The organism is Elusimicrobiaceae bacterium, from assembly GCA_028700325.1.
GTDB lineage: Bacteria > Elusimicrobiota > Elusimicrobia > Elusimicrobiales > Elusimicrobiaceae > JAQVSV01.
On record JAQVSV010000011.1, the window covers coordinates 1 to 19324 of the forward strand.

Consider the following 19324-nt stretch of genomic DNA (forward strand, 5'->3'; position numbering starts at 1 on the left):
GTCGGCCACCTATCAGGCGGGGCTGGCCGACACGCCGCAGGATTGCCCGATGGATCTGCAAATGGCCGCATGGCAATGGATCGCCGACGTGCTCAACCGCCCGGGCGGAGCCGAAAGCGCGGAACGGCTGGGCGATTATTCGGTCAGCTACTTCCGCGACAGCGGCAATATACCAGCCGCCGCCAGAAGCATTTTCGACCGTTACAGAAATTTCGCCGTATAACCGGAGGCCGCATGAACACGCCGCTTTTATCAGACACCTGCTCCATTGAAACACTGCTGCCGAGCTATTCCGCGGAAACGGGCGAAAGCGCGGGCCAGTGGTCAACGCTGGCTGAAAACGTGCCGTGCCGGCTGCGCCAGCTGTCGGCGGACGAAACGCTGCGCGGCCGCGCGGTTTTCAAACGCGCGTCATATGCGCTTTACATACCTTCCACCGAGCTTGATCCCGCGCTAACCCGCGTAAAATACTCCGGCCGGGTGTTCCGGGTTGACGGCGCGCGCGATATGGGAGGCCGAAAACGCCTCACCGCGCTTTACCTGGAAGAATACCGATGAAATTCACGTTCTCATTTTCCGGCGGCACGGAAAAACTTGAAGAACTGCGGCGCGCGCTCGCCGACGGGCTGGAAAACGCCGTAACGCTTGCCGGCGAGGAAATGAGCGATGAGGTGCGGAAATCGCTTGCGGTGTCAGCGCGGTCCGCCGACGGCAGGCCGCTGGCTTCCGCGCCCGGCGAGCCGCCGCACCGCCGAACCGGAAGGCTGCAGGACAGCGTCGCCTGCGAGATATCCGCCGACGGAGAAAACGGGTTCGTGGCAGCCGTTGGCGACCTTTACGGCGACGCGCCTTACGCAAAAGCGCTGGAATACGGCACGGAAACCGTGCGTCCGAGGCCGTTCCTGCTGCCAGCGCTTTTAACCGGAGCGCGCAAACTGGCGCAGCGCGTAAAAGAACTCGCCCAGGGAGGAAACACATGATTCTTAAAGAACTGTTCGGGAAACTGGCGGCAGACTCCGCGCTGGCGGCACTGCTCGGCGCTACGCCCGGCGACCCCAGAATATATCCGGGCATGGCGCGCCCGGGATGCGCGGCTCCGTTTATCGTGTACCGCTCGCTGTGCCCCGGCGCGCAGGCGGACGAAATTTCGCGCGCCGAAACCGTCGTTTTCGAAATATTTTCGGAACGGTTTTCAAACTGCCTGGATATTTCCCGGCGCATGGCCGCGCTGCTGACCACCGCCGACGAAACCAGCCTTTCGGGCGCAGGCGGGCCGCGCATTTACCGCGGAGCGCTGGCAGGCGGCAGCGATTTTTCAGACGAGCGCAACCGCCACGTCCGCGCGCTCACTTTTCATTTCAGCTTCATTGACAGCACCCTATAAAAGGAGGAAGCACCAATGGGAACTTCAACCAACATAGTTGTGGGAGTACAGGCGTCAAGCACCCTGAAAATAGGCGATTACGGCGCTCTTGAAACCGCCGCGCGCGACGCGGGTTTCATCAAAGGCGGCATCTCGATCGAACACGACCTGACCTCGACCGAAATCAAGGTGGACCAGGCGCTCGGCCCGGTGGATCGCGTGCCGACCGCCGAAAGCATGAAAATCAAGCTCTCGCTCGCGGAAGCGACGCTTGAAAATATGGCGGCGGCTTACGGCTATCCGACCGACGCCGTGGCGAGCGGCACTTTCGCGTTCGGCGATCTCGCCGGACAGACCCACAAAACCCTGTTCATCAATGTAAACGGGCCCGCCGGCTCGACCCGCAAATACACTTTCTGGAAGGTGCTGCCGACCGGAAAAACCACGCAATCGTACAAACGCGACGGAGAAACGCTCGTGGACGTGGAATTCGCCGTCCTGTGCGACACGACCAAAACCGCCGCCTGCCGTTTCGGTCAGGTGACCGACACCGCAGCAGCCTGACAAACAAGGAGCGAAACCGCATGGATACTATTGATATTCTGATGCCTAAAACGGAAAAAATATGCGTGCTTGGCAAAACCCGCACGCTCAGGCCGCTTACCCTGCGCCAGACGGTGGAGCTGGGCCGGCTGTTAAGCGATCTGCACGAAGAACTGAAAGCCCACTTCACCGGAAATACGCCGGATGCGCTGCTGATCATCAAGATAATAGAAGCGGCGGGCGGCAGGCGGGCCGGTGAAATACTGGGCATTTTGCTCGGAGCGGAACTGTCGGACGAAGAAATCGGACAGGCCGGGCAGATTCCCGTGCTGGAGCTTTCGGAACTGGCCGCGGCGCTGGGCCGGGTCAACGATTTTCGCCGGATCAGCGAAAATTTCAGAACGGCGCTGGGAACAACCCGGAAGTAGAGGACGCGCTTTCCGGCGCCGTCGCAAAAATAGCGTCCACGTTTTCCGTTGCGCCGGACTACGTGCTCGACAAAAGCCCCGACTGGATTTTATGGGCCTATAAAAACGCCGCGCGCGCTGACAAAGACAGGCTTGATATGCTGGCCGCGGCTTTATGCGCGCCGGGGCTGTCAACCGCACCCGCCACGCCGTCGGCGCTGGCTCAAGCGGGACTGGGAGGTTTAAATGAGTGAAGCAAGCGCGGGACGATTCGTAGTCGAACTGGCCTCGGTATTCGATCCGGCGGGCCTTGAGGAAGCATTGGGGTATCTGGACAAAACCAAAGCGAAATTCCTGGAAACCGGAGCCGGACTGGGCACCAGCATAACCGCAAGCCTGCTCGGCAGCGGACTTAAGGACGCGCTGGCCGATCTGGCCAACCCCAACATGGTGAACCTGTTCGACGGAGCGCCGCTCTCCGCCTACGGCGTGCGCCAGCGCGCGCAGGCAAACCGCAAAAACGAGCAGTTCGATCTTATTGACGAGGAGGATCTGCGCCGCGAGGAGTTCTTCCTCTCCTACGCGGGGCGGCTCTACACCAGTTTTTTCGGCGAACAGAAAACCCTTCAGGCCGACTGGGACCGCAGCCTGGACGAAAGCTACCGCATCCGCGACACCAACAACCGCAGAATGCTTACCGCCATGCAGCGGGACTGGCTCAATTATTCGATGACGGTCAAAGGCGGCTGGCTTGAAGCGATGGCCACTATGGAGGCCAAGGGCTCCAACTGGACTCAACGCTGGCTTTCCATGATCAGCAACGCCGAAGGACGCGCCGCGCAGGTGATAGAGGATTTCTGCACGAAAAGCTCCGCCAGCTTCCTTAAAGTGGAAAAACTGGTCGTGGGAATTTTCAACAGCATACTGCAGGCCTTTCTCGATATGATGGCGCAGATCGCCGCCAAAACCGCCATACTGGGCATCTTCAAGGTTCTGGGGCTGTTCTCTGGCGACGTGCTCGACACCGCGCTTGGCAAGGTGCTGGGCACCCGCAAGACCGGCGGCCCGATCGGGCAGACGGGCCAATACCTGCTGCACGCCGGAGAATATGTCCTGCCGGCGGAGGTGGTGAGCGCGATAAAGGCGGAGCGCGCGCCGGCGCCGGCGGCGGGAACGACGGCCGCGCTCCAGGGCGGCCAGTCCGCCACGGTATTTAACGTGGCGCCCACCATCAATATCGGCGCGAATGTTTCGCAACCCGACGCGCGGCGCATCTCGCAGGAAATTACGGAAGCCGTCCGCAAAGGCGTTTCCTGGGCGGTGGACCAGGCGCGCGTAACGTACAAGGCCGGAAAAGCCAGAAGCGCCGAAACCGCGCTCTGACCGGCTGCCCGGAAAGGGGGAAACTCTCCTTTCCGGGCATATACAAAACTACGGAGGTATCACTATGGCCATGCCAGCGCCGGTAAAGATTTTTGGCGAAAATTTCCTGCACCCCGCCTGCACCGTGACAGCGAGCACGGGAGCGGAAGCGGACTGCCTGTGCGACGGCAATCCGCGGACGGTGTGGCGGTCGTCGGGCTCGAACGACACCGTCGCCGAGACAATCACCGCCGGATTCGCCACGCAGGCCGGCACGGAGTGCTCGGTAATGTTTGACCGGATCATCCTGCAAAACACAAACGCCGCCCGGATTTCCGCCGTTTACATCACGCCGGACAACACCTGCGTGGCCATACCCGAAGCGGCGCTGGACGGCATAATTGCCGACAGCGTAATTATCGAACTGCCGCAGCCGGTTACCGCCAAAAGCGTGACGCTCACACTGCACGCCACTCAGACCGCCGACGACGAAAAATATCTGGGCGGCCTGAAATTCTGCAAAAGCATCATGTCGCTTTCCAACACGCTGACCGCTTTCAGCCGTTCGGACTATGTAAAACAGGGCGACTATTATCTCGCCAGCGGCTCGCTGGTGCACTGGCGCGAATACCGCAAGGCGGGCGGCACGCTGTGCGTGGAAAACCTTACCCTCGCCGACCGCAACACGCTCAATCAGGCCATAAACGCGCAGGAGTTCCTGACAGTTTCGTTTCTGGACGACGTTTCGCCCGGCGAAGTGTACGAATTTTTCGTCAGTTCCGCGCCCAGCGAGGAATTCGACCGCACGACCATGCGCTACACCTGCGAATTCCAGGTCAAGGAACGCTGATATGCTAACCCTAAGCGCACAGGCCAAAACCGCGCTGCTGGCGCGGACGCCCCAGTATGTAAAACGGGTTTATATTCGCAGGCGCCGCTGGGAAAACGGAGCCTACGGCCTTATGGACCCGCTCGAAATCACCGACCGGCTCGTAGAATGCGGCACCCTGAAGTGGAAGCTCGACACCGAAACCTACGGCGTATGGACGCTGGACAACTGCGCGGTCGTGTTCTCCAATATGGCCAACGAATGGAAAGAGGGCAATCCCGCCGGGCTGTTCCCGGACGGAACGATTCTGTACGCAAGCGCCATAGAAATCCGCTCCGGCATCAAACTGCCCGACGGCGGCGAAGAAATGTTTTGCGTGTTCCGCGGACAGGTGAAGCAAAATCCCGTTTATAACGGGGAAGAAAAAACCGTTTCGCTTACGGTTTACGGCTCTCTGGCTGAACTGAAAGACTTTTCAGCGGAAGACGTTTCCAACAGCGTGGATAACGAACTTATGGGGTCGGATTCCGGCTCGGAATTTTCAACCGCCAACCCTGCGGCAGGAGTTATAACGGCGGTGAAAAAAGGCATCGCCGCAACCGGGCCGGAGCAGGCGGAAACGCTCCTGCCCTCCACCGACTACACCACAGGCGGTCTCAATGAGTATGCGGCAGGCGCGACAGTTACGCTCAAACAGGCGCTCCTGCCCGGACAGGCGCTCTGGATTTCCTACAAATACTGGCATACCGATAAAACAATCGAATGGATCGTGGCGCGGCTTTGCGAAACAGCGGCAATAACCGACACGCTCATCACGCCCGTGGTGTTTGACTGCGATGTGAAAAACACCTTCAGCCAAACCACGGCGGAGGAGTTCGACGAAGGCTCGGACTGCCAGACCGACCACTCCGGCGGCGACGTCACCATGTCCGCCTCGTTCGTGCCCAACGTAACCGGCGCCTGGACCGCAACCGAAACGCCCGGCAACATAGGCGGCTGGAACAATTCTTCCCCCGAAGTCGCGCTGACGGCATTCGGACAGGCCAGCGATCAATGGGCCTGCGCCCGGCAGTCCCAGCCGTTGGCTTACGGCACCTGGCAGGCCGCCGTAAACCTGACAGTCAACAACTTCGGCAACGTGCATTATTATTACCACTTCATAGCGTCCGGCGCAAGCCGCGCGGCAAGCAGCGGCTACTGCCTCAAATGGGCGCTGGCCGAACCCGGCCGGCACAGCTGCACGCTGTATCGCGCCGACTCCGGCGGGCTGACCGCGCTGTGGAGCGGCGTCATCGCCGTAAACCTCAGCGCGGCCTATGCGACGGTGCGCGTCGCAAGAAGCCTGTCAGGTGCATTCATGCTCTGGGTTTACGATCCGTGCGGCGGTTGGCAGACGATCGGACAGATCGCCTCCGACACAACCCACACCGGTTCCGAAAGCCAGTTTGTCGCGTTCAATTACTGGCTATCGGAAGACGCGACCTGCTACATGTCCGTTTCCGGGATTTCCGCAAGCGACCAGACGGCTACCGGCTGCGGTTCTTATCACGTCCGGGCCTATTACACAAGCCCGGTGATAGACGGGACAGATTCCGTTTCCTCCTGGCGGGTAACCGCTTCGGAGTCAAAACCTGACGGCACGGCCACGCTGCTGGAGTATCAGTCAAGCACGGACGACGCCGAGTGGAGCGGCTGGACAGCCGTGCCTTCCACCGGAACGCTTCCCACCACCGACCAGTATCTGCGCCTGCGCTGGAACGCCTATTCCGACAGCACGCAGACGCTGGCGCCAACGCTCGCCCAGTGGAGCGTCTATTACTACACCAGCCGCATAACCATCCCGGTGGTCAACATGACAAATCTCAACTGCTACGAAGCGGTCTGCAGCCTGGCGGAAATGTGCGCTTATGAAACCGGGTTCGATTCGTCGGGCAGGTTTGTGTTCCGGCCAAGGACATCGGCGCTGCCGGCCTGCGAAACGCTGGACGAGAACCGTGTTATTGAAACCATAACCGTCAATGAGGGGATAGACCGGGTTTACAACTCCGTCACCGTGAATTTCGGCGATTATTCCTGCGTGGCGGACTGCGCGTCGCAGGACTGCGCGCGGCCACACTCGCAGGATAAATACGGCACGCGCAAACTGTCCGTTTCATCCGGCAACTTCCTGCCAGACAGCAACACAAACCTCGCCTACGCCGCCGCGCCCACGATATTTAATTTCACCGCCGAAAAACGCCGCCAGGCGACACTCAGGACGGCGTTCATGCCGTGGCTGGAACTGGGCGACAAAATAAGCGTCAGCCTGCCGGAAAACACCGCGCTGGAAAACTGGGTGTGGGGCAACGCGCCGTTTCCGTTCGGCTACAGCCGGCAGGAGTATTATTCGCAGGCTGACGCGCGGGCGCGCTATCTGCTTTACGGGTTCACCGCCCGAATCGCCGGCATGGAATTCGATCTCGAAAATTATTTCATGACGCTTAATTTAACGGAAGCATAAGGAGAATATATGACGCAACCCGACGCCATTGAAAACGGCGATATGCCCGACGCCAACAGGCTCATGCAATGGTTTTACTGGTTCGCCGAGGGCAAAGGCATCAAGGCGGCCGCTTACGCCGAACTTAAAACCGCCGCGGCTGAAAATCCTGCCGAGCCGTTCGACTGCTGGGCAACCGACACAAAACAGCGCCTGTTCTACACCGGCGATTCCGCCGACGGAGACGGCGGCTTCATCACCCTGGGCTAGGAGCCAATATGAAAAACTTTCTTTCGAAACTCGCAGTACTTCTGCTCTGCGGCACGGCCTGCGCCGGACCGTTTTACGGCGTAACGCATTCCACGGCAACCGGCAAAACGACGGAAACAATAGCCGGAACGGTAAAAATCGCCGCGTCCAGCGCGACCGCCGACACGCCCACCATCACACTCAATGGCGACGGCATGAGCGTGTTCAGAAATTCCGTGTCGTTCGATCCGGACGGGCCCGGCCTGTATATTGACTCCACGACACACTATGTGGGCATCGGAACCGAAAACCCCATTTATAAACTGCATCTTAACGGCAGCGGGATTGTTTCCGACGTCTGGTTCGTGAACACGCTGGCCTTGAACTGGACTAACATTACAGGAGGGCAATATCAAACCCCGGATACCATCGTTACCAACACCGCACGCGACATAATACTCAGATCGCCACGCCATGTGCTGCTCCAGAAATCCGGCACGACGGTTTTGCTCAGCTCCGCCGCCGGAGTGAACATAACGGGGAATATGGCCGTATCGTCAAGGCTGAACGCGGCGGCCGCTGTAGTCGCGGGAACGGCGGAGGTGGGAGGCGCGCTTACGGTGTCTGGCACATTTACGGCATCAAGCGATACCGTAATCGCCGGCAACCTGTCAGCGCCGGCCGCCACGGTCTCCACTCTGACGGCAACGGCGGGTGTCTACACGGCGGGAGAACTTAGTGCCGCCGCCGTTAAAACCCCTTTGCTCGCAGTGGCGACAGTTACCGCCGCGAACGGATACGGCGGGATCTATGTGTCGTCACCGATCGGGGTGCTGACCAACCCATCCCCGGATTACGGCATAAAAACAATCAAACGCGGCTGGTTTAATAATTTGCTGATAGGTTACCCGACGGGGACAGCAATGCAGGGATCAGCCGGTCAAGGGTACCTGGATTTTGGAAACTCAATTACCGATCCGGCCTGTTTTTCATCCGGCTCGGGTTCCCAGGCAAAAAACACGGCGACCGCCATGCTGTTTACGGCCTCCGCGACACTGACAAACGATCTCATGCGCTGGGGCGCGGGCAGTAAAACGGATTACAGCGTATTCATGACCGCAAAGTACAACGGCGACATGACGCTGTCGAACGGTCTTGCCGTAGACACCGCCAGCAACACACTGGTGGTGGACAACATCAATCACAGGGTGGGAGTGCTGACCGCGTCGCCCGCTGCCGCACTGGAAGTTAACGGCGACATCCGCGCCGCGCAGTTCCGCAGCGGCGCCGCCGGCAGCTATCTGTCCGGCCCGGATGTGTTCGCCGCCGCCTCCGGCGGAGTGCCGGTAAGGATGCGGGCGGGAGGAGCGTACGGCATTGTGCAGTCGTATCTGGCGGGTTACGGTCTGGCTCTGGGCCATTATAATAACATTGCGGCAATGTTCATCGCCAGCACGTCGCTGGTGGGAATAAACACAACGGCGCCCTCCGAGCGGCTGGAAGTCGGCGGCACAATCTATTCCAACTCGGGCGGCTTCAAGTTCCCCGACGGCTCAGTCCAGACCACAGCCGCCGGATCCGGTTCAGGCGATTCCATAAAATCCGCCACCGAAACTTTCTCCGGCGCAAAAACGTTCGCCGGTTCCGCCGCGTTCACGCCCGGAAAAATCTTCGTCAGCACCTACGGCGCGTTCATCCCGTATTACGTTATACCGCCGACCACATGGGAAGCGGCTTCCACCCAGACATGGACGGTGAATCTTACGACGGGGGTATATGAACTGTCTATCGCAGGAACGGCCACGGCCCAAATGGAATACCGGTGGAACTCCGACTCCACATCCGGCGGCTACTGGGGCGGCTATCTCATTTCCGCGCACACGGGCGGAACTTCGACCTGGGGATACCTCAGCAGCAACTCCGGTTATCTGGCGCCCGCCGACACAAACGGTATGGCGTTCACGCACCGGATAAACATAGGCGGCCCGGCGAACGCAACGCTGATTTCTTATGACGGAACCGTCAATGTCAATACCAATCACTACACCGGCGGCACCCAGTGGACCGGCGGCGGCTACCCTGCGACGCTGACCGTGTTCACGGCGGGCACGTTTAGCGGCCGCATCGCCATGCGCAAGGTGAGCGAATAATGGACAATATCGCCTGCAGAATTATTGAAATCCGGGCCGATCTTGACGCGCTCAGAACCCGCGCCGAAGAATTCAACCGCGATCTTAACGGCAACGGCAAACCCGGCCTGAAAACCGAACTGGCGGATCTGAAAACTTCGATAGCCGTGATTGACACCAAAATCGCGCTGTATTCCGCGATCGGATCGCTCGTCGGAAGCGGGCTGATGGCGGCAATCCTGAAAAAATTCGGAGGCTGAATGACAGAAGACTTTCTGCTGAGTCCGCACTTTTCCTTTTCGGAACTGGCCGCCTCCGCCGGACAACCCCGGCTGGCCGCCAAAAACCGGCTCGAGGCGGCGGCTTTCGCCGACCGCCTCAGGGAAGTCTGTGAAAAACTGCTGGAACCGGTGCGGGAAAGATTCGGTCCGGTCGCGGTAACTTCCGGATACCGGTGCCTCGCGCTCAACACGGCTGTGGCGGGCGCGAAAAACAGCCAGCACACGCGCGGCGAAGCGGCCGATTTCACCGTGCCCGGCGTGCTGCCCGATGAAGTGTTTGACTGGGCGCGCGCCAGCCTGCCATGCTTCGGGCAGCTGATCCGCGAGCCGGGCTGGATACACATTTCACTGGGCCAGCCGTACCGCCCCGCGCACAAATGCCGCGAGGCTTTGATCTTCGACGGAAAAAACTACAGGACAATATCATGAAAATTAAACTACTGACGCTGTTTGCGCTGCTGCTCGCCGCTCCGGCGCACGCGGCAGACGCTGTCGCCGCCGCTGACGCGGATCAAACGGCGTACTCGACAGCCGCTACGATCGGCCCGGCAGGCATTGACCTGTCGAGCGTTTTCTCGAAACTGCGCGGCGGCACGCTTTATACCTTCGTGCCGGAAGGCATGACAATGGGTACGCTGTACGCGCCGGCCGTATCGCTGCGCGACTCGGCGGGACTTGAACTGCTCAATATCAACGCCGGCGCGGCCATAAACACCGAGGACGGCAAAGGCAGTCCGCTGTTATCGCTGGGCTTGCGCGCCGACGGCCTGCTCAAGAAATGCACCGCAGGCGAATGGGCGAAAGCGCATGTCACCACCGCCACACTGCCGCCGATTGAGCTGGCGGCTGCGGGTATGTGGTACGCGCCGCGGCATATCTGGACGTTCGGGGTAAATCTAGCAGTCCGGTTCTCGGAATAAAAAAGGGGGGATTATGGAAACTCTGAAAACATGGCTTGCGGGCGGCGTGCTGACTGGCGCTATGGCGCTGCTCGCGCCGGGCGCAAGACGCGCGGCCGGGGCAACTTTCGGCGCACTTTTAAAGCGGATTTACGCTTGGATTTTCGTCACCATGCCGGCAAAGCTTGACTGCAGCCGGCTGCCGCAGGACCGGCAGGAAAAGGCACGCGCGGAGGTGAAAACCATTATCGCCGCAATGGTCAGGCTGGAGGAAATCCTGCTGCCGGACGAAGGGCTGGGCGCCCGGAAAAAAATGCGCGTCACACTCGGGCTGGTTTCGCTGGGGCTGCCCGGCGCGCTCGCCGCGCTCGTCAGCGACATGGTGGACGATGCGGTAAAAGAGCTGAACGCGCAGGCGGCCTCCGCGCTGACAACTTATGACGCGCCTCAGGCCTGAGCCGGCGGGTCCGACCGGATTGCGGCTCCGGCCCGTTATGCCGTTCGCTTCCGCCAAGTCAGGACGGGGCGAGGACTGAATGAAAATCCGCCCGGCATAATGCCGGGCGGATCGCCGGACGGATACGCACGGAACCGCTCAGAGAAACGGTGTGTCGCGCCAGACAGAGGGCCCGTCATACTCAGCCGAACGGAAATCTTCGCCTCCGTCGTCCGGAGTGGAAAGAAACGTGTCGGGCCCTGAACCCGGCTGCGCTTTCAAGGGCGGGCGTGAAGAGCGTTCCTCAAAAAAATCAGCCAGACCCGCCAGTTCGGACGTGTAAGCGCATTCCGGCACGGAATTGATGAACTTCACGCCGTAGGAACGGGTTATTATTCTGGGATCAAGCACGGCGACCGCGCCGTAATCCGACGATTTCCTGATCAGGCGTCCGAACCCCTGATGAAATTTTATCACCGCGCGCGGCAGCGTATGCGCCGAAAACACGTTAACCCCTTTCGACGCCAGATACTCCTGCCGGCCCGCTTCCACCGGCGAACCGGGCGACGCGAACGGCAGTTTCGTTATTATCACGCAGGCCAGATTGCTGCCCGGCACATCCACACCCTGCCAGAAAGTTTCCGTGGCGAGCAGGACACCGTTGCCGGAACGCCTGAATGAACGCAGCAGATCGTCAGCCAGCATTTCGCCCTGCACAAAAACCTCCCGGCCCGTCACACGGCCGGTAATGAAATTTTTTGCGCGCCGCAGAAATTCCCAGCTGGTGAACAGGACAAACACACCGCCCGGCACCACGCGGATTATCTCAATTATCCGGGCCAGCGACCGGGTTTCAAATGCCTCGGAGTCCGGCCCGGGATCAGGCAGCGAAGAAGCGGAATAAAGCACCGCATTGGCGCGGTAATCAAACGGCGACGGCAGTATAAGCTCCGCGCAGGAATTTATGCCCAGCGCGGACCGCAAAGACTCGAAACTCCCGTCCACCGCAAGCGTGGCCGAGGTTAGCACAACCGGCAAAGCGCGCGAAAACAGCCGTTCGTCCAGTTCGCGCGAAACGTCAAGCAGGGTTTTGCGCAGCTCGATTTCCGGCGCGCCGCGCAGCATGCGGGTTTCCAGCCAGTACACGCTGTCGCGCCCCTGCGGCTTTAAAAACGCGCGAACCGACGAAACCACCTCCAGCAGGCGGTTCTTGTAAGCGGCAAGGATGGTTTCCTCCTCTTCGGTGGCGGCCGTTTCCATCACGGAACCGAGCTGTTCCGCCAGCCGCAGGAGCGGCTCGCTTAAAACGTCTTCCGCCAGATCCGGCCGGGTGACGCGCGCGCTTTTGCTCTCGGCCGACACCGCGGTGATCTTCAGCCCCGCGTTGCGCGCGCACGACAGAAAAAAATTGTCGGCCGCCTTGCCCGCTGACAGCACGGCGGTCTCAAACCCGCGCCGCCAGTCGTCCGGCCTGTTAGTTATGCGCGTTACAAGCCCGCGCCCGCCGCCGGCGGGAGTATACAGTTCGGCAAGCAGTTTCCCGACCCGGAACCACGATACGGAAAAACCCAGAAATTCCGCCGCCGTGTCCTCCACATTATGCGCCTCGTCAAAAATAACCGCGTGATAAGCCGGAACCGGCAGCCCCGCGAAATACAGATGCTGGTTCACCACCAGCACGTCCGCCAGCATGGCCTGATGCAGATCTTTCATATAAAGGCAGCGTTCCCGCAGCGGACAGCGCTTTTTCAGGCACAGATCCGCCTCGCGCCGCACCCGCTCCCACAACGCCGCCGGCACCGGAAAAGGTATGGCGTTGCGCAGCCCCGTGCACGCGGAACCGGCATGACGCTTTAAACTGTCAAGCAGTTTCGCGCCGCCGGCAGAGTCAAACAGCTCCGCTCCGGCCGCCGCCGCGCCGGCCAGCCGGCGCACGCACAGATAATTTTCCGCCCCCATCAGCAGCGCGTAGGAAAAATTTCGCCCGCTCCGGTCAAGGATACGCCGCACAAGCGGCAAGTCCTTTTCAACCAGCTGGGTCTGCAGAGCGCGGGTGTAAGTGGCGACCACAATGTGCTTTTCGGTGTCGCACGCCCAAATCGCGGCCGGCAGCAGATAGGCGAGCGATTTGCCGACCCCGGTCCCGGCCTGCACGACAAGCCGCTGCCCCGATTCCAGCGCGCGGGCCACGCCCGCGCTCATTTCAATCTGGGAAGAACGCGGCTCAAACCCAGCAAGACACTCGCCGGCCGCGCCGTTCTCAGACAGCAGGGCGCGCACCTGTAATTCCAAACCGGGGCCGCCGGGGAAGATGTCTTTCATGTCCTGAAATTGTAGTACATTTGGCCGGCGCTGTCTGCATGGCGGACTATGGACAGTTCTTCATAAACTTGTACAATATTACCGGAACGGTCTGCTGATGCCCCGGTAACAGATACCCGGCTGAATTTCCGGTCAAACACAAGGAGGAAAATCCATGAAATACAAGGCGATCCTTTTATTGCTGGTTTCGGGCCTGCTATGCCAGAACGCAAACGCCATGTGCACCAAATCCAAGGACTATCCCGACCTGACGCTTGACATGATAATCGAGGATATCCGCATAGGCAACATGCAACAGCGCGGAAAAGCGATAACAGTACTGAGCGAAGTGTGTCCCCGTGATGCGATCAAGCCGCTGCTGGTAATTTTGGGAGACTCCGATCCCGACGCGTCGGCCGCCGCCGCGCTCGCGCTGGGCAAAATGGACGAGCACAGCGCTATTGTGCCGCTGGCGGACGCATTGCTTGTAAAGGATATCCGTTCCGCCGCCGCGGCCACCGCGCTGGGAATGCTTAAAGCCAACAAGGCGGTACCGCGATTGACAAAAGTCCTTTTTAAAGGCAAATATCAGGAAAGCCGGGTCAATTCAGCGTGGGCGCTTGGCGAGATCAACGACGAACGGGCCGACAAATTTCTGCTGATCGCCGCGAAAAAAGATGCCGCTCTGCCTGTTCAGGCCGAAGCGCTGCGCGCCTGCGGCAAGCGCAAATACAAGAACGCCATGCCCACGATTTTAGACCGGCTGGGCTCCAAAAAAGAAGAGCTGCGGCTGGCGGCGGTGCAGGCGCTGGGTCTTATGAAGCACCTCGAATCGCGCGAGTTGCTGGAGAATGTCATGCTGGATGACCGCGCTCCGCAGGTGCGCGCTGAAGCGGCCTCCGTTGTGGGAGAGCTGCTGTTCAAGGAATCCATGCCGGCGCTCCAGAGCGCGATGAAAGACAAAAACCCGCAGGTGAGCGAAGCCGCCACTCTGGCGTACAACCGGATAAACGACGCGCTCCAGCATAAACTGAAAGAAGAGAGCAAAAAGAAAAAACGGTAGCGGCTGTCGAACCGGAAACCTGCTCGTCCGGCGGTACACGGACCTGCCGTAACCGGTCTGAAAAATTAAAGGCGGATCAAATGAAAATTAAATTACTCGCGGCACTATGCGCCGCAGCGGTTATTGCAGGCGCGCCCGAACAGGCTGACGCCTGCGGCGTTTTCAACGTAAAAGCGGCGGACGGTTCGGTAATCAGCGCGCGCTCCATGGAGTTCGGGTACGACATCAAATCCGACCTGGCGCTGGTGCCGCGCGGAACAAAGTTCGCAAGCCCCACCCCGTCCGGCGGCAAGGGCCTTGCATGGAAAACGAAGTACGGATTCGCCGGAGTGACTACGGCCGGCGACGTGAATTATATTCTCGACGGCATAAACGAAGCCGGACTGGCTGCAAGCGGGCTGTGGTATGACTCCGTTCAATGGCAGGAAGTGACGAAAAAAAACGACGGCAAGGCGCTTTCGCACCTGATGTTAATCAACTGGACGCTCGGAAAATTCGCCACGGTACAGGAAGTCAGGCAGGCTGTTAAACGGGTAAAGATATTCGGCAGTTATCTGGAAATGATGAAATCGGTTCCGCCAATGCATGTGTTCGTTACCGACGCCAGCGGCGCGGCGATCGTGATCGAAGCGGGCAACGGCACGGTGAACGTTTTTGACAACCCGGTGGGAGTCATGACCAACGCGCCGGATTTCCCGTGGATGCTGTCAAACCTCAGGAATTATACGGGCATGTCAAACCACATGGCCGCGCCGCAGAACTTTATGGGCATGCCCGTCGCCCCGACGGGGCATGGCAGCGGCATGTTCGGCCTGCCCGGCGACCTGACTCCGCCGGCCCGGTTCGTCCGGCTGGCCGTGACGCTGCGGTTCGCCGATCCCGCACCTGACGCAAAAAGCGCGCTTAACCTGGCCCGGCACATTCTGAATTCCGTTGATATCGTGCGCGGCATGGCGGTGGATCTCGGCAGGCAGGGCGAAGTGGTATCGAGCGAAACCACGGAGTGGTCCGTTCTGCGCGATCTGAAAAACAGGGTTCTGTATTTCCGCACTTACGACAATCTGGACCTGCGCAAGGTCGAACTGGGCAGAGTTGATTTTAAAGACGGCCGACTCCGGCGCGTCGCTCTTTACGGACAGGCCGAAACCATAACCGACCTGACCCCCGCCAACTGATATGAAACACCTGCCGCGCATGTCAGGCAATTGCAGGAAAAGGCTTGCGTCAATCGCTTGCGCCGCCGCGCTGCTGTGCGCCGCGGACGCCAGCGCGTGGTGGGGGTACGCCGTAACCGCGGGAGCCTGGCGGCCTGACGCCGGCGATATGGAAACCGAACTGGCGGCCCGGCGCAACGGCAACGCTCCGGCAAACGGCAGCGTTTACCGCGACACGGGCGCGGGCGACCTTACGGTTTTTCTGGAAACGAACCGGGAATTCCGGCTGGGCTTTTCGCTCGGCTACGGACTTATGGCGCAGGCCGGGCTGAACGAAACTTTCACGCAAAACTCAGCCGCCGATTCCGCGCTGAAAATCACCGGCCGGACCGCTTATTTTCCGCTTACCCTATACGGCAAATACAAACCCTGCGACAAGCCCTATTCGCTGTGGCTGGGCGGCGGACTGGACTGGATCATGGCGGACAGCGACGTTATGCAGGTGGACTCGGGCAGCAAAAATATAGTCAAAACATTTTCGTCGCAGATAATCGCTCCGGCGATGTCGGGCGGAGCGGAATGGTTTTTGTCAAAACACATCGCGCTCGGCGTAACCGCGAAATACGTCTTCAGCGCGCGCACTGACGAGATGTCCGCCGAACTCGCCGGCCAGCCCTATACCGGCAATTACAAAATGATCATGCGCGGAGAAAACATCGCGTTCATTCCCGGTGACCAGCCGCTCGCGTCCGGCGAGCGGCTCTACAGCTGTGATTACGGCGGGTTCCGAGCCGCGCTTGAACTGCGCGCCTATTTCGGCGGCCCTGATAAAAACTGACCGGCTCCCTCACGATTTTCAAAAAAAGCCCCCCGGTTTTCCGGCCGGGGGGCTTTTCTTTAAACGAAACCCGATTACATTTTGACAGTGTCCGCCTTTTCCATGGGACCTAGCGGATGCTGCTGCACAAATTCCGACGCTTCGACATAAGCCTGCTCGCGTTCCTTCTGCGTCAGTTTAGTGGCGATCGAAGTCAGATAAAGCTCCAGTTCCTGATCCAGCGCGACGCCCGGCGTATTTTTGGTGACGATAATCCATTTAAGCGCGGCCTGCCGGTTGAGCGCCACGCCTTTTCCGCTGGCAAAAAGCCGGGCGGCCTCCGGATAGGCGTATTTAAAACCTGCGTTCGCCGCCGCCATAATCAGCCGCGCGCCTTTTTCCCGGTCAAGCTTGAGGCCATTGCCGCGCAGATACATAAGGCCCGCTATATATTCAGCCCGCACGTTATGGTTTTCCGCCGCCTCCACCAGCATTTTTTTTGCGAAACCGGGCCGCTTGCGGACCCCGCCCCTGCCCGCGATGAAAATATCGTACAGTTCCAGCATAGCCGTGGGATCTCCGAGCCGGGCCTGCCTTTGAAACCGCCAGGTGGGATCAGCCGCGTCCTGCAGGCGGAACCCCACCAGCTGGATCTGCGATATCGCGTCGCCCCGTCTGGCCGCTTCCGCCAGCAGTTTATAGGCCTGGACGCTGTTGTCCACTTCCGACGGAGTGAAATACAGAATATGCGCCACCAGCCGCAACGCCGGCGGATAACCCTGCCGGGCGGCAGGTTTGACCGTTTCATAAGCGCGTGCATAGTCAAATTTAAGAATTTCCTCAGTAGCCTGCGCAACGATCGCGTGCATTTGCGGGGAACGGGTATAATAATTCACCACCAGCTCCAGCGTCAGCGCCAAAACAACGGCTATCAGACAGCGCACGAAAACCAGTTTAAACAGCCAGTCCGGAAACGACTGGCGGTGAGGGTTCGCGGCCGCCTGGGCAACCGGCGCAGGCAGAGACTGTTCATACTGAACGGGCGTCTGGAAAAAGTGCTGGCCGGGATGAGGCTCCCGCGCGACGGGCTCCTGCGGCAGCGCGGGCTCCTGCTGCTCCTGCCCGGAAACGGGCCGGGGCAGCTCCGGCGGGGCGGCTTCAGGCCTGGCAAAACGGGCCAGCAGGTCAGCCTGATCCGACTGCGGCTGCCCGGCCGCCAGACCATTCTCCCCGAAGCCTGGAACAGATTCCGGCGTTTCAGCCGGTTTGGAATTTGGTTGCTGATTCGTATTATTGTTTTCGAATGTCATCGCGAATAATTATATAATTTTTTTAACCTATGAAAAGGCTTTTGCTGCTGGCCCTTATCACTCTGTGCCCCGCCGCCGGGGCCGAATATGACACTTCCGGCGTTGCGCAATACACGATTTCGCTCGCGAAACGGATGGGACTGCATGACGAGATCATGAAAATGGCGCACCGCAACAAGGTGAGCACCGCCGCTTTCACCGGGTTTTACACGCGCGTCGCCCTCAAAAACATCCAGCTGCTCAATCTGCAGTATTACATGGTGACCAAGGATATTGAAGCCTCGCCGGTCAACGCGTTCGAATACTACCGCCTGCGCACCGAAACGGAACCGGCCAACGCCGACAACTGGGCTTTCCGCGCCATGGCGGAAGAATCGTTCGTGCCGGGCTATGCCGCAATCCGCAGTTACAGCAAAGCGCTGGAACTTGACCGCAACGGCGGCAATTACGGTTATCTGTACTACCGGCGCGGCAGACTTTACGAGTATCTGGGCGAACCGGAAAAAGCGGAGGCGGATTTAACGGCCAGCCTCGGCGAAGTGTCAGGCAACCCGCTGGCTCATCTGGAACGGGCGCGCGCACGCTATGATCTGGCTGATTATGCGGGCTGCGCGCAGGACCTGTCCGCCTTTTTCAGATACGAACCGCAATCCCGGCTGCGCCAGAGTGAAAGCATGGGATTTCTATGCGAAGCGGTGCGCCATCACGGCCATCAGGCGCAGGGCTGCGGCGACCCCGCCGCTTTTCGGGCCGCTTTTGAAAAAAATGAAAATCCGGCAATTTCAACGGCTGTGAAAAGCGCGTCAGGCACGCCGGAAGAAAAGACTATCGGACTGGCCTCGTCAACCAATCCCGTCAAACTGCTCGCGGCGGACCGCATCATAACAGCCGCGGAAACCGCGCCGCAGACGCTGTTTCTGCGCGGCTATGTGAAATTTCTGCTGGCAAAACAGCGGGTGTATTTGTATGCCGACGCGCTCCCGGATCTGGAGCGGTGCGCGGAAACCGCGGGCGCGCCCGTTCTCAAATCGTGGGCGCTGGCGCTCCTGTCGGACATTTACGGCAGGTACGGCGATCTGCGGCAAAGCATTCAGCTGCTGGGGCAAGCGGTGTTCCTCAATCCCGCCGAACCGCGTTTTTATCTGGCGCGCGCCGCGGCGCGGATTATGACGGATCCCGCAAGCGCGGCAAGCGATCTGTCCGTTTTTTTCAAACTCGCAGGGCCGGAACTGGCCGAAACCGGCGCCGCCTCGCGCGTCTGCCGGCAATTCATGGAAAACCGGCTGGAAATGCCCGGCTGCCGAACCGCGCGGGAATTCGCGGAAACGGATCCCGCGCTGGACAAAACACCCGAACCGCCCGTGCGGGATTTCGTGAAATAGCGCCAGCCAAAACCCGCCGCCGCGATTTTTTTATGGTAAAATGGATTATCCTTACAAGGAGGACGAGCAAATGCCCCATAAAATAAGCAGCGATACTTGCGTGAACTGCGGAGCCTGCGAGCCCTGTTGCCCGGTTCAGGCCATCAGCGAAGCGGACGGCAAAAGAATCATCAATGCGGATGCCTGCATTGACTGCGGAGCCTGCGCAGGAACCTGTCCCGTATCCGCGATTTCGGCCTAAGCCGTTTTACGGAACCCGTACCCCCCGGAGCCTCGGCTTCGGGGGGTATTTTATGGTTCCGCTCACCGAAACCCCGGTG

General features: G+C 59.8%; 23 protein-coding genes. 21 read left to right on the forward strand and 2 right to left on the reverse strand.

The genetic code is table 11. The features are described from left to right. The 16 genes from PHW69_02615 to PHW69_02690 all read left to right on the forward strand — a co-directional run. Positions 1–223: hypothetical protein (locus PHW69_02615; protein MDD4004079.1), on the forward strand; the 223-nt coding region annotated here is incomplete at its 5' end. Positions 224–234: 11 nt separating this feature from the next. Then, positions 235–558 (forward strand): hypothetical protein, encoded by a 324-nt coding sequence (locus tag PHW69_02620; GenBank protein MDD4004080.1) that lies wholly within the window; start codon positions 235–237, stop codon positions 556–558. Beyond that, a complete protein-coding gene (locus PHW69_02625; GenBank protein ID MDD4004081.1) occupies positions 555–980 on the forward strand; it encodes a hypothetical protein in 426 nt (141 codons plus the stop codon). The genes PHW69_02620 and PHW69_02625 overlap by 4 nt, the downstream gene beginning before the upstream one ends. After that, the gene (locus tag PHW69_02630; protein MDD4004082.1) at positions 977–1384 is read left to right on the forward strand and encodes a hypothetical protein; all 408 of its coding nucleotides are present in this window, start codon (positions 977–979) and stop codon (positions 1382–1384) included. Before PHW69_02625 ends, PHW69_02630 begins: the two co-directional genes overlap by 4 nt. A 15-nt stretch (positions 1385–1399) precedes the next feature. After that, positions 1400–1927, forward strand: coding sequence for a hypothetical protein (locus tag PHW69_02635; GenBank protein ID MDD4004083.1), 528 nt, complete (start codon positions 1400–1402; stop codon positions 1925–1927). 20 nt (positions 1928–1947) lie between these two features. Next, positions 1948–2334: a hypothetical protein gene (locus PHW69_02640; protein MDD4004084.1), complete on the forward strand. Its 387-nt coding sequence runs from the start codon at positions 1948–1950 to the stop codon at positions 2332–2334. A 62-nt stretch (positions 2335–2396) separates the two neighbouring features. After that, entirely contained in the window at positions 2397–2567 is a 171-nt protein-coding gene (locus PHW69_02645; protein MDD4004085.1) for a hypothetical protein, read from the forward strand. Next, complete coding sequence (locus PHW69_02650; protein MDD4004086.1) at positions 2560–3696, forward strand: hypothetical protein; 1137 nt, start codon at positions 2560–2562, stop codon at positions 3694–3696. The genes PHW69_02645 and PHW69_02650 overlap by 8 nt, the downstream gene beginning before the upstream one ends. A 64-nt stretch (positions 3697–3760) precedes the next feature. Next, positions 3761–4525 (forward strand): hypothetical protein, encoded by a 765-nt coding sequence (locus tag PHW69_02655; protein MDD4004087.1) that lies wholly within the window; start codon positions 3761–3763, stop codon positions 4523–4525. A gap of 1 nt (position 4526) precedes the next feature. Continuing rightward, complete coding sequence (locus PHW69_02660) at positions 4527–7004, forward strand: hypothetical protein (protein ID MDD4004088.1); 2478 nt, start codon at positions 4527–4529, stop codon at positions 7002–7004. A gap of 9 nt (positions 7005–7013) precedes the next feature. Next, complete coding sequence (locus PHW69_02665) at positions 7014–7253, forward strand: hypothetical protein (protein MDD4004089.1); 240 nt, start codon at positions 7014–7016, stop codon at positions 7251–7253. 8 nt (positions 7254–7261) lie between these two features. Further along, the gene (locus tag PHW69_02670) at positions 7262–9382 is read left to right on the forward strand and encodes a hypothetical protein (GenBank protein ID MDD4004090.1); all 2121 of its coding nucleotides are present in this window, start codon (positions 7262–7264) and stop codon (positions 9380–9382) included. Beyond that, positions 9382–9621 (forward strand): hypothetical protein, encoded by a 240-nt coding sequence (locus tag PHW69_02675; protein ID MDD4004091.1) that lies wholly within the window; start codon positions 9382–9384, stop codon positions 9619–9621. The genes PHW69_02670 and PHW69_02675 overlap by 1 nt, the downstream gene beginning before the upstream one ends. Further along, on the forward strand, positions 9622–10071 hold the full coding sequence (locus PHW69_02680) for a D-Ala-D-Ala carboxypeptidase family metallohydrolase (GenBank protein ID MDD4004092.1): 450 nt from the start codon (positions 9622–9624) through the stop codon (positions 10069–10071). Continuing rightward, on the forward strand, positions 10068–10562 hold the full coding sequence (locus tag PHW69_02685) for a hypothetical protein (GenBank protein ID MDD4004093.1): 495 nt from the start codon (positions 10068–10070) through the stop codon (positions 10560–10562). Before PHW69_02680 ends, PHW69_02685 begins: the two co-directional genes overlap by 4 nt. A gap of 13 nt (positions 10563–10575) precedes the next feature. Next, positions 10576–10998: a hypothetical protein gene (locus tag PHW69_02690; protein ID MDD4004094.1), complete on the forward strand. Its 423-nt coding sequence runs from the start codon at positions 10576–10578 to the stop codon at positions 10996–10998. Between the two features lie 138 nt (positions 10999–11136). On the opposite strand, the gene PHW69_02695 is transcribed toward PHW69_02690, so the two are convergent. Next, entirely contained in the window at positions 11137–13299 is a 2163-nt protein-coding gene (locus tag PHW69_02695; GenBank protein MDD4004095.1) for an ATP-dependent DNA helicase, read from the reverse strand. A gap of 154 nt (positions 13300–13453) precedes the next feature. On the opposite strand from PHW69_02695, the gene PHW69_02700 reads away from it, so the two are divergent. From PHW69_02700 to PHW69_02710, 3 genes are all read left to right on the forward strand, one after another. Next, complete coding sequence (locus PHW69_02700; GenBank protein MDD4004096.1) at positions 13454–14341, forward strand: HEAT repeat domain-containing protein; 888 nt, start codon at positions 13454–13456, stop codon at positions 14339–14341. 80 nt (positions 14342–14421) lie between these two features. Next, on the forward strand, positions 14422–15516 hold the full coding sequence (locus PHW69_02705) for a choloylglycine hydrolase family protein (protein MDD4004097.1): 1095 nt from the start codon (positions 14422–14424) through the stop codon (positions 15514–15516). A gap of 1 nt (position 15517) precedes the next feature. Continuing rightward, the gene (locus PHW69_02710; GenBank protein ID MDD4004098.1) at positions 15518–16333 is read left to right on the forward strand and encodes a hypothetical protein; all 816 of its coding nucleotides are present in this window, start codon (positions 15518–15520) and stop codon (positions 16331–16333) included. A gap of 74 nt (positions 16334–16407) precedes the next feature. Here the strand turns inward: PHW69_02710 and PHW69_02715 are convergent, their stop codons facing one another. Then, on the reverse strand, positions 16408–17622 hold the full coding sequence (locus PHW69_02715) for a hypothetical protein (GenBank protein MDD4004099.1): 1215 nt from the start codon (positions 17620–17622) through the stop codon (positions 16408–16410). Between the two features lie 29 nt (positions 17623–17651). Here PHW69_02715 and PHW69_02720 point away from each other — a divergent pair, with 29 nt between their 5' ends. Further along, complete coding sequence (locus PHW69_02720) at positions 17652–19004, forward strand: hypothetical protein (protein ID MDD4004100.1); 1353 nt, start codon at positions 17652–17654, stop codon at positions 19002–19004. 70 nt (positions 19005–19074) lie between these two features. Further along, complete coding sequence (locus PHW69_02725) at positions 19075–19245, forward strand: 4Fe-4S binding protein (protein ID MDD4004101.1); 171 nt, start codon at positions 19075–19077, stop codon at positions 19243–19245. Positions 19246–19324: the final 79 nt, after the last annotated feature.

Bases quoted from the DNA above. Each gene is read 5' to 3' on its own strand.
- PHW69_02620 (MDD4004080.1), top strand. From the start codon at position 235: ATGAACACGCCGCTTTTATCAGACACCTGCTCCATTGAAACACTGCTG.
- PHW69_02625 (MDD4004081.1), top strand. From the start codon at position 555: ATGAAATTCACGTTCTCATTTTCCGGCGGCACGGAAAAACTTGAAGAA.
- PHW69_02630 (MDD4004082.1), top strand. From the start codon at position 977: ATGATTCTTAAAGAACTGTTCGGGAAACTGGCGGCAGACTCCGCGCTG.
- PHW69_02635 (MDD4004083.1), top strand. From the start codon at position 1,400: ATGGGAACTTCAACCAACATAGTTGTGGGAGTACAGGCGTCAAGCACC.
- PHW69_02640 (MDD4004084.1), top strand. From the start codon at position 1,948: ATGGATACTATTGATATTCTGATGCCTAAAACGGAAAAAATATGCGTG.
- PHW69_02650 (MDD4004086.1), top strand. From the start codon at position 2,560: ATGAGTGAAGCAAGCGCGGGACGATTCGTAGTCGAACTGGCCTCGGTA.
- PHW69_02655 (MDD4004087.1), top strand. From the start codon at position 3,761: ATGGCCATGCCAGCGCCGGTAAAGATTTTTGGCGAAAATTTCCTGCAC.
- PHW69_02660 (MDD4004088.1), top strand. From the start codon at position 4,527: ATGCTAACCCTAAGCGCACAGGCCAAAACCGCGCTGCTGGCGCGGACG.
- PHW69_02665 (MDD4004089.1), top strand. From the start codon at position 7,014: ATGACGCAACCCGACGCCATTGAAAACGGCGATATGCCCGACGCCAAC.
- PHW69_02670 (MDD4004090.1), top strand. From the start codon at position 7,262: ATGAAAAACTTTCTTTCGAAACTCGCAGTACTTCTGCTCTGCGGCACG.
- PHW69_02675 (MDD4004091.1), top strand. From the start codon at position 9,382: ATGGACAATATCGCCTGCAGAATTATTGAAATCCGGGCCGATCTTGAC.
- PHW69_02680 (MDD4004092.1), top strand. From the start codon at position 9,622: ATGACAGAAGACTTTCTGCTGAGTCCGCACTTTTCCTTTTCGGAACTG.
- PHW69_02685 (MDD4004093.1), top strand. From the start codon at position 10,068: ATGAAAATTAAACTACTGACGCTGTTTGCGCTGCTGCTCGCCGCTCCG.
- PHW69_02690 (MDD4004094.1), top strand. From the start codon at position 10,576: ATGGAAACTCTGAAAACATGGCTTGCGGGCGGCGTGCTGACTGGCGCT.
- PHW69_02695 (MDD4004095.1), bottom strand. From the start codon at position 13,299: ATGAAAGACATCTTCCCCGGCGGCCCCGGTTTGGAATTACAGGTGCGC.
- PHW69_02700 (MDD4004096.1), top strand. From the start codon at position 13,454: ATGAAATACAAGGCGATCCTTTTATTGCTGGTTTCGGGCCTGCTATGC.
- PHW69_02705 (MDD4004097.1), top strand. From the start codon at position 14,422: ATGAAAATTAAATTACTCGCGGCACTATGCGCCGCAGCGGTTATTGCA.
- PHW69_02710 (MDD4004098.1), top strand. From the start codon at position 15,518: ATGAAACACCTGCCGCGCATGTCAGGCAATTGCAGGAAAAGGCTTGCG.
- PHW69_02715 (MDD4004099.1), bottom strand. From the start codon at position 17,622: ATGACATTCGAAAACAATAATACGAATCAGCAACCAAATTCCAAACCG.
- PHW69_02720 (MDD4004100.1), top strand. From the start codon at position 17,652: ATGAAAAGGCTTTTGCTGCTGGCCCTTATCACTCTGTGCCCCGCCGCC.
- PHW69_02725 (MDD4004101.1), top strand. From the start codon at position 19,075: ATGCCCCATAAAATAAGCAGCGATACTTGCGTGAACTGCGGAGCCTGC.